Here is an 8,905-nt window from a genome sequence, read left to right on the forward strand (position 1 = left end):
GGCTCGCGGGCGCCTCCACCGGGGCGGGCGGCGGCACGTTCCGGCCCCGGGGCAGCAGCTCCAGCGCGTCCGTCCGGCTGACGACGGGGCCCTCACACAGGATGGCCAGCCGCTCCACCAGGTTGCGCAGCTCGCGCACGTTGCCCGGATAGTCGTAGGCGCTCATCACCGCCAGCGCGTCGGGGGACAGCGTCAGCGGCCGGCGTCCATTCTTCGCGCAGGCCTCGTCGAGGAACGTCTTGATGAGGTCCGGCAAGTCCTCGCGCCGCTCGCGCAGCGGGGGCGAGTGAAGCTGCACCACGTTGATGCGGTAGTAGAGGTCCTCGCGGAAGCGCCCGGCGGCAATCTCCGCCTCCAGGTTCTTGTTCGTCGCCGCGATGACGCGCACGTCCACCTTGAGCGTCTCCGCGCCGCCCACGCGCTCCAGCTCGCCCTCCTGCAACACGCGCAGCAGCTTGGCCTGCATCGCCTGCGGCATGTCGCCAATCTCGTCCAGGAAGAGCGTGCCCTCATGGGCCAGCTCGAACTTGCCCCGCCGCACGCTCACCGCGCCGGTGAAGGCGCCCTTCTCGTGGCCGAACAGCTCGCTCTCGATGAGCTCGTGCGGCACCGCGGCGCAGTTGAGCTTCACGAACGGCTGCCCCTTGCGCTTCGAGTGCTGGTGCAGCGCCCGCGCGATGAGCTCCTTGCCCGTCCCGTTCTCCCCCGTAATCAGCACCCGGCCCTCGGACGGCGCCGTGCGCTGGATGAGCGAGAAGATGCGCTGCATGGCCGGCCCGCTGCCCACCATGTCGTAGCGGCCCAGCTGCGCCCGCAGCTCCTGGAGCTCCGCCATGGCCGCCTGGTGCTTGAGCACGTTGCGCAGCGCCACCAGCAGCCGCTCCCGGGCAATTGGCTTTTCCAGGAAATCCCTGGCTCCCAGCTGGGTCGCCTTCACCGCGGTGTCGATGGTGCCGTGCCCGGACATCATGATGACGGGCAGCTCCGGCTTCAGCTCGGTCAGCTTCGCCAGGGCCGTGAGGCCGTCCATGTCCGGCATCTTCACGTCCATCAGCACCGCGTCCACGGGACGGGCGCTGACGACATCCAGGGCCACCTGCCCGCTGTTGGCCAGGTGTGTCTGGTACCCCGCCAGTTGGAGCGACTGGCTCAGGGTGAGGAGGATGTTCTTCTCGTCATCGACGATGAGGACGGAGGCGGGCATGACGGGCTTTCCCCGAGGCGGGCCATGGGGCGCGCCACACGCGGGTCAATCGTGACAATCTCACGGAAAATATTTGGACATTCAAGGGTTTCGGCGGCCGGAGGGGTGTCCAGGGAGGGACAAATGTTTTGACTCACCCCCTCCACTGAGACTACACGCCACCCACTACCCCGCGGGCGCGGGCGCGTTTTCGACTACAGAATTCTGGAGGAAATAATGCGTCAGATTTCCCTATTGGCGGGGCTCTCCCTCGCCGTCGCCATCATGGGCGGCTGCACCCCTTCCTATCCGAAGTGCAATGAGGACGAGCACTGCGCGGAGAAGGGCGAGGTTTGCGTCCAGGGCCAGTGCCAGGAGTGCGCCACCGACGCCAACTGCCAGGAGGGGTTCACCTGCCAGGCGAACAAGTGCGCCCCCAAGCCGCCTGAGTGCACCACGGACAGCGCCTGTGGCAGCGGCCGCATCTGTGAGGCCGGCAAGTGCGCCGAGGCCCAGTGCCAGGAGGACACCCAGTGCCCCGGCGGCGGCAAGTGCGAGTCCGGCCGTTGCCAGGCCCCCGAGAACACCTGCGCGTCCAGCGATGACTGCGGCGAGGGCCAGGAGTGCCAGGCCGGCCAGTGCGTGACGGCCTCCGTGGACCGCTGCGACTGGAGCCCCGTGCCGTTCGGCTTCAACGAGTCCGGCCTGTCCGCGGACGCGCAGCAGCGTCTGTCCGACCTGGCCCAGTGCCTGAAGAGCGCGCCGGGCCGCGTCACCCTGGCGGGCCACGCCGACGAGCGCGGCACCGAGGAGTACAACCTCCAGCTCTCCAACCGCCGCGCGGCGTCCGTCAAGCGCTACCTGACGGACCTGGGCGTGCCGGCCAGCCAGCTGGGCACGGTGGGTTATGGTGAGAACCGCCCGGTGAACACCGCGTCGTCCGAAGACGCGTGGTCCGAGAACCGCCGCGTCGAGTTCCAGCGCTAGTCTGAGGTAGGCTGCGCGTGTGATGGCCGTCCAAGAGCCTGAAGCGCGTCAGTCCTATCTCGTCTTCGCCTGTGGCAGCAGCTGGTATGCGGTGCCCGCGGAGAGCGCGGCGGAGGTGGTCACCTTCCCCGAGCTCACGCGGGTGCCCGGCGCTCCAGCCCACCTGCTGGGCGTGTTCGCGCACCGGGGGGAAGTCATCCCCGTCGTGGACATGGGCCTGCTGGTGGGCGGCGTCAGTCAGGGTTCCCGGAGGGCGGTGCTGGTGCGCCTGCCACGAGGGACCCTGGCCCTCACGGCCAGCACGGTGGCCGGCGTCTCCCCGGTGACGGGCACGCTGGAGCCCCTGGGCCCCACGGGCGTCCACGTCCACCTGCGCGGCCCCGCCAAGAGCGGCCCCCGGGACGTGGCCGTCATCGACCCGGAAGGGCTCTTCGACCACCTCAGTCAGGGGACCTGAGGCATGGAGCCGCCGGGCCACGTCCGGGGAATGCTCCTGTGTCATGCCGGTCCCCACCGGCTGGCCTTCCATGCGCACGAGGTGGCCTCCATCGCGTCGCCCTCCGGGCACGCGGCGGCCTCCGCGCGCCGGGCCTTCCATGAGGCGGCGGGGGCCGCCCGGGTGCTGGTCTCCGCCTCGGGCGGGGCGGTGGGCGTGGACGCCTTGGAAATCGACGCCGAGTCGCACCGGGTGCTGTCCGCGCCCCCGGTGACGGTGCGCGCGTCGGGTGGCAGCCTCCAGGGCTTTGTCCTGGCGCGAGGGGAGCTGTGGCCCCTGGTGGGACTGGCGGACTTCGAGCGCTTCCTGCGCGGGCATCCAGGGGAGGGCGCATGACGGTGCCCGTGGGTTTGAGGGGCCTGGCGCGGTGGACCGCGCGCCCCGCGTTGTTGGGCAGCTCCCTGGGCACGGCGCTGGTGCTGCTGCACTGTCAGCTCACCGACACGGTGCCCGAGGGCACCTGGGGCCCCTTCCTGTTGCTGGTGGGCGTGGCGCTGTCGCTGGCGCTCTGGTTCACCGGCGTGCACGGCCGGCGCGCGCTGCGGGTGCTGTATGCGCTGGGCGAAGGGCGGCTGCCGTCCACGCACGAGGCCCTGCTCAAGGCGCTGCTGGAGGCGCGCTCCTTCCCGGAGCGCAGCTTCGCCTTCGTCCTCCAGTGCTGGCTGCTCGCCTCGCTGGGCGTGGCGCTCGTCTTCGTCCCGCTGGTGGGCGGGACGTGGATGCTGGGGATGCGGCTGGCGCTGATGGGCCTGTTCCTGGGGCCGCTGAGCGCGCTGTTCGTCTATTTGATGGTGGCTCGCCGCGCCCGCAAGGCGGTGGAGCTGGTGGCGGCCCAGGGACTGTCTCCGCTGGAGGTGGTGGCCACCGCGCCGCCGCGCCGCCTGCACATCCGCCGGCGGATGGTGCTCTTCACGGCCATCGCAGTGCTCAGTCCGTCCTTCTTCATCCTCGACGCGTCGGTGACGCGGGCGATGGACGCGGTGGACGCGATGGTGGGCGCGCCGGCCCACGTCCAGCGCGAGGTGGCGGGGCGCGCCAGCCAGACACGCGGGCTCGCGGTGGCCGGGCTGGTCGCGGTGCTGGTGATGATGACGGCCTACGTGGGCGGCGCCGTCATCGCCGAGCCGCTGCGCTCCATCACCGAGGACGCCACGCGCATCGCCCAGGGCGACTTCCGCCCGCCGCGCATCATCGCCGCGGAGGACGAGGTGTGGGCCACCTCCGCCGCCTTCGCGCAGATGCAGACGCAGCTGGGGCAGGCGCTCGCGCAGCTGCGGCGCGCGGGCCTCCAGATTTCCACCACCACCGAGCAGCTGGTGGCCACGTCCGGTGAGCAGGAGTCCGGCGCGGATGAGCAGTCCGCGTCGCTCAACGTGACGAGCGCCACCACGGAGGAGCTGGCGCGCTCGGCGCAGCAGATCGCCGGCAACGCGGAGTCGGTGTCCGCCATCGCCGAGACGACCTTCGCCGCCGCGCAGACGGGACAGCGGGGCGCCGCCGCCTTCCTGGGCGCGATGCAGCGCATGAAGGAGGACAACCAGGCCATCGCGGACGCGGTGGTGCGGCTCAACAAGCGCGTGCAGCAGATTGGCAAGGTGGTGGAGTTCATCAATGAGATCGCCGACAAGTCCGACCTGCTGGCGCTCAACGCGGAGCTGGAGGGCACCAAGGCGGGCGAGGTGGGCCGGGGCTTCTCGCTGGTGGCCGCGGAGATGCGGCGGCTGGCTGAGAACGTCATCCGCTCCACCAAGGCGATTGAGCAGCTCATCGCGGAGATTCGCGACGCGACGCACGCCGCCGTCATGGCCACCGAGGCGGGGCTGAAGACGACGGACGCGGGCACGGTGCTGGCCGCGCAGGTGGACGAAAGCCTGAGCCTCATCCTGGAGCTGGCCCGGCAGACATCCCACGCGGTGCGCAGCATCTCCCTGGCCACGCAGCAGCAGCAGACGGGGACGGACCAGCTCGCGGCCGCCATGGGCGACATCCTCCGCGTCACCGAGCAGAACTTCGCGGCCACCAAGCAGATGGCGGCGGCCAACGGCGACCTGTCCACCCTGGCGCGTGATTTGAAAGACGCGGTGGAGCGCTTCAACGTCGGGCCGGGAGGTGACGCGTGAGCGCGCAGAAGGGCCCCAGGCGGGCCTCCTTCAGCCGGCACCTCATGGCGCCCGTCCCGCTGGCCAACCTGGTGGGCGCGGCGCTCAGCCTGCGCTTCGCCTCGCTGACCCTGGCCGAGCCGCTGGCGGGCCGGATGGACGTGCTGGGCATCCTGGGCGGCGCGCTCTGCGTGACGGCGCTGGTGTCGGGGGCCGCCGTGTCCCTGGGACGGCAGCGCACCTTGCGCGGGCTGGAGCGTGGGGACGTGCCCACCACGCCCCAGACGCTGGCGTCGGCGGTGGCGGAGGTGACGCGCGCGCCGGACGAGGCCTTCCTGGGTTCGCTGGGGCTGTGGCTGGTCACCACGCTGGCGCTGGGCGGGTGCATGTGGCTGGGCGTGGGCGTGGAGGTGGCGGTGGCCGCGCGCATCGCCGCGCTGGGCCTGCTCTTCGGGCCGCTGACCGCGCTGCTCGTGTACTGCCTCGTCGTGCTTCGTTCGCGCAAGGTGGTGCTGTGGCTGGCGGAGCTGGGCATGACGCACGCGCAGCTCATCGAGGCCATGCCCCGGCGCGCGGAGCTTCGCGCGCGGCTGGCGGCCTTCGCCTTCGTGGCGGTGGTGACGCCCGCGGTGCTGTCCGCGCAGCTCGCGTCGGCGCTGAGCAACCACATCTTCACCCGGCTCATGGCGGAGCGGGACGTCGGCCGTCAGCTGGTGCTGGCGCAGGAGCTCCGGGTCGAGGCGCTGACGCAGGGCGGAGGCCTGGTGCTGCTCGTCTTCGCGCTGGCGCTGACGGCCGCCTATCTGGGGGGGACGATGCTGGGGCGGCCCCTCCGGGAGCTGTCGCGCGAGGCGAAGCGCATCGCCGAGGGTGACCTGGCCAGCCCGCGCGTGGTGCCCGCGGAGGACGAGGTCTGGGACGTGTCCGCGGCGTTCACCACCATGCGCGCGCACCTGGCGGACGTGATGTCGCAGCTGCAGCGAGCGGGCGCGCAGATTTCGGCGACCACGGAGGAGATCCTCACCACGTCGGGGCGCTACGAGGCGGGCGCGACGGAGCAGGCCAGCTCGCTGGACGAGACGAGCGCCACCACGGAGGAGCTGGCGCGTTCGGCGCGGCAGATCGCGGAGAACGCCGGCTCGGTGGCGGAGATTGCCCAGCGCACGCTGGGCGCGGCGCAGCAGGGGCAGGGGAGCGCGGAGGACTTCCTGGGCTCCATGGCGCGCATGCGCCAGGACAACAACGCCATCTCCTCCGCCGTGGTGCGGCTCAACAAGCGCGTGCAGCAGATTGGCAAAATCGTCGAGTTCATCAACGGCGTCGCCGACAAGTCGGAGCTGCTGGCGCTCAACGCCGAGCTGGAGGGTACCAAGTCCAGCGAGGTGGGCCGGGGCTTCTCGCTGGTGGCCGCGGAGATGCGGCGCCTGGCGGAGAACGTGCTGGAGTCCACGAAGGAGATTGAGGGCCTCATCGAGGAGGTGCGCGAGGCCTCCGCCGCCGCGGTGTCCGCCACCGAGGGCGGCGTGCGCGCGGTGGAGACGGGCACCACGCTGGCGCAGCAGGTGTCCGAGTCGCTGCGGCAGATTGTCGACCTGGCCGGGCAGACGTCCTACGCGGTGCGCAGCATCTCCCTGGCCACGCAGCAGCAGCAACTGGGCACCGACCAGCTCGCCGACACGATGGCGGACATCCTCCGCATCACCCAGCAGAGCCTCAACGCCACCAAGCAGGTGACGACGGCGAACACGGACCTGCTCGTGCTCGCCAGGGACCTGCAGGGCGTGGTGGAGCGCTTCCAGATTGGCCAGGAGCCGCTGGGGGAGGACGGCGGGTGACCCCGAGCGAGCGCCTGCTCAGGCAGTTCCGGGACCTGGTGACGGTGCGCCTGGAGCGCATCACCCGGTCCTTGATGGAGCTGGAGTCCGGCGCCAGCGCGGAGGCGGGGCGGGGCGTGCTGCGGGAGCTGCACGGCTTGAAGGGTGAAGCCCGGATGATGGGCTTCGATGACGTCAACGTGCTGGTGCACGAGATGGAGGAGCTGGTCCGTTGCACCGAGCCCCTCCGCTACGCGCTCTCACCCGTGTCCACGGATGCGCTGCTGACCACGGCGGACGCCGTGCTCGTGTTCTCCGGGACGCAGGTCGCCGACGAGCCGCCACCCTCGGTGGAGCGGCTCGTCGCGTGGTTGCAGGAGTGCGTCCGCTCCGAGTCGGTGCGGTTGCCGCCTGGGCGTCTCGCGCCCGCGGCCACCGCGAGCCCCGAGGCCGCCGGCGGCGTTGGGACCCCAGGGGGCCTGTCCGCCTCCGTGCAGGCGAACCCGGGGGCTTCTCCGGGGCGGCTGTTGACGGTCCCCGTCGCGGAGGGGAGCCGGCCTCACGTGCCTTCACCGGGCCGGACCGCGATGCCGAGCCTCGTCTCTCCGCAAGCCCCCGGTACCGCGGCGTCCTCCGGAGCGGGAGCCCGGGCGACGCCCTCGGCTCCGACGGCGAAGGGGGCCAACGGCCTCACGGCGCCCCGGCAGCCAGAGCCTCGGCCGGACACCGCGGTGCGCATCGGCGTGGAGAGCCTGGATTTGCTCACCAGCGCCGTCACCAACCTCACGCAGGTGGCGCGTCGCCGGGAGCTGGCCAATGCCCGGCGCCTGGCCCTGGCCCGTGAGCTGAGCCAGCTGGCCCGCGAGGCGGAGGACCTGGGGCCCGCGGGCGCCGCGCTGGCGGCCCGGCTGGGCTCGGCCAAGGAGATGGCCGCGGTGCTCCACCGCGAGTCGAAGCTGCTCTCCAACGCGGAGCTGCGCGACCTGGGCATGCTGGTGGAGGAGGTGCAGACGCTGCGCATGCTGCCGCTCTCCGTCCTCTTCGAGCCCTACCCCCGTATGGTGCGCGACCTGTCCCGCGCGCTGGGCAAGGAGGTGGAGCTGGTCGTCGACGGCGAGGACACGCGCGCCGACCGCGCGGTGGTGGAGGCGCTTCGTGAGCCGTTGATGCACCTGGTCCGCAACGCCCTGGACCACGGTCTGGAGACGCGGGTGGACCGCGTCACGGCGGACAAGAAGCCGCGTGGCTGCCTCACGCTGCGCGCCGCTCGGGAGGGCAACCGCATCATCCTCCGCGTCGAGGACGACGGCATGGGCGTGGACCCCGTCCAGCTCCGCAAGGTGGCCGTGCGCCGGGGGCTGTTCGACGAGAGCGCCGCCAACGCCCTGTCGGACGCGGCGGCCCGCGAGCTCATCTTCCTGCCGGGCTTCACCTCGCGGGACGTCGTCACGGACCTGTCGGGCCGGGGCGTGGGGTTGGACGCGGTCCGCGCCTCCATCCAGGCCCTGGGCGGCGACGTCGGGGTGGAGTCGGCGCCGGGCTGGGGCACCATCTTCGAGCTGCGCGTCCCTGTCTCCCTCACCGTGGCCCCGCTGCTCTTCATCCAGGTGGGGACGGAGACGCTGGCCCTGAGCGCCACCCACGTCTCGCGGGCCCTGAAGGTGGACACGGCGGACCAGTGCGAGGTGGCCGGCCGCCCGTCGCTCCTGGTGGAGGGCCGGGTGCTGCCGCTGGCCCCGCTGTCGTCACTGCTGGGGCTGGGGCCTTCGCGGCCCGCCCTGGAGGGTGAGCTGGCTTTGGTGGTGAAGAGCCAGAGCGGCGCGGCGGCGCTGGTGGTGGACCGCGTCCTGGAGGAGCGGGTCCAGGCCATCCTCCCCTTGAAGGGCATCCTGGGCCGCTTCGGCCACCTCACCGGGGCCACGTCCCTGGCGGATGGGCGCCTGGCCATGGTGCTCTCGGCGGCCTTCCTCACCGCCAGCGCCCACCATGGCAATGCCCTGCCGCGTCCGCCCCCCTCGGTGGCGCCCGCCCCCGAGGCCCGGCGGCGCCGCATCCTGGTGGTGGATGACTCGCCCCTCACGCGGGAACTCATCGCCAACCTGCTGGAGGCGGTGGGGTACGACACCGTCATCGCCTCGGATGGCGCGGAGGCCCTGGAGGTTTTGGATTCTCATTCCGTGGACCTGGTCGTCACGGATTTGGAGATGCCGGGGGTGAACGGCCTGGAGCTGGCCCGGCGCCTGAAGGGGCACCCCGTCCATTCGAGGCTCCCCGTCGTCATCCTCACTACCCGTGGAGGGGAGGAGGACCGGCGGCGGGGGTTGGC

The 8,905-nt window shown here is 71.9% G+C and carries 7 protein-coding genes; 6 read left to right on the forward strand and 1 reads right to left on the reverse strand.

Features of this window, described 5'->3' with window-relative positions; genetic code table 11:
- Positions 1–1,204, reverse strand: a 1,204-nt coding sequence (locus tag HV826_RS35200) for a sigma-54 dependent transcriptional regulator (RefSeq protein WP_176421400.1), incomplete at its 3' end; no start/stop codon positions are given.
- A gap of 216 nt (positions 1,205–1,420) precedes the next feature.
- Between HV826_RS35200 and HV826_RS35205 the strand changes: the two genes are divergently transcribed.
- The 6 genes from HV826_RS35205 to HV826_RS35230 form a co-directional block, all read left to right on the forward strand.
- Entirely contained in the window at positions 1,421–2,170 is a 750-nt protein-coding gene (locus HV826_RS35205) for an OmpA family protein (RefSeq protein ID WP_163786323.1), read from the forward strand.
- Positions 2,171–2,192: 22 nt separating this feature from the next.
- Positions 2,193–2,627 carry a chemotaxis protein CheW gene (locus HV826_RS35210; RefSeq protein ID WP_163884324.1) on the forward strand — a complete coding sequence of 145 codons (435 nt, stop codon included), beginning with the start codon at positions 2,193–2,195 and terminating at the stop codon, positions 2,625–2,627.
- A 3-nt stretch (positions 2,628–2,630) separates the two neighbouring features.
- Positions 2,631–3,002 carry a protein CrdC gene (locus HV826_RS35215; protein ID WP_176421401.1) on the forward strand — a complete coding sequence of 124 codons (372 nt, stop codon included), beginning with the start codon at positions 2,631–2,633 and terminating at the stop codon, positions 3,000–3,002.
- Positions 2,999–4,786 (forward strand): methyl-accepting chemotaxis protein, encoded by a 1,788-nt coding sequence (locus tag HV826_RS35220; RefSeq protein ID WP_176421402.1) that lies wholly within the window; start codon positions 2,999–3,001, stop codon positions 4,784–4,786. The genes HV826_RS35215 and HV826_RS35220 overlap by 4 nt, the downstream gene beginning before the upstream one ends.
- Entirely contained in the window at positions 4,783–6,600 is a 1,818-nt protein-coding gene (locus HV826_RS35225) for a HAMP domain-containing methyl-accepting chemotaxis protein (protein ID WP_176421403.1), read from the forward strand. Before HV826_RS35220 ends, HV826_RS35225 begins: the two co-directional genes overlap by 4 nt.
- On the forward strand, positions 6,597–8,905 hold a 2,309-nt coding region (locus HV826_RS35230), incomplete at its 3' end, for a response regulator (protein ID WP_176421404.1). The genes HV826_RS35225 and HV826_RS35230, both read left to right, overlap by 4 nt.

It is taken from the genome of Myxococcus sp. AM010, assembly GCF_013372585.1.
In the GTDB taxonomy this organism is placed as follows: domain Bacteria; phylum Myxococcota; class Myxococcia; order Myxococcales; family Myxococcaceae; genus Myxococcus; species Myxococcus vastator.

Bases quoted from the DNA above. Each gene is read 5' to 3' on its own strand.
- HV826_RS35210 (WP_163884324.1), top strand. From the start codon at position 2,193: ATGGCCGTCCAAGAGCCTGAAGCGCGTCAGTCCTATCTCGTCTTCGCC.
- HV826_RS35205 (WP_163786323.1), top strand. From the start codon at position 1,421: ATGCGTCAGATTTCCCTATTGGCGGGGCTCTCCCTCGCCGTCGCCATC.
- HV826_RS35220 (WP_176421402.1), top strand. From the start codon at position 2,999: ATGACGGTGCCCGTGGGTTTGAGGGGCCTGGCGCGGTGGACCGCGCGC.
- HV826_RS35215 (WP_176421401.1), top strand. From the start codon at position 2,631: ATGGAGCCGCCGGGCCACGTCCGGGGAATGCTCCTGTGTCATGCCGGT.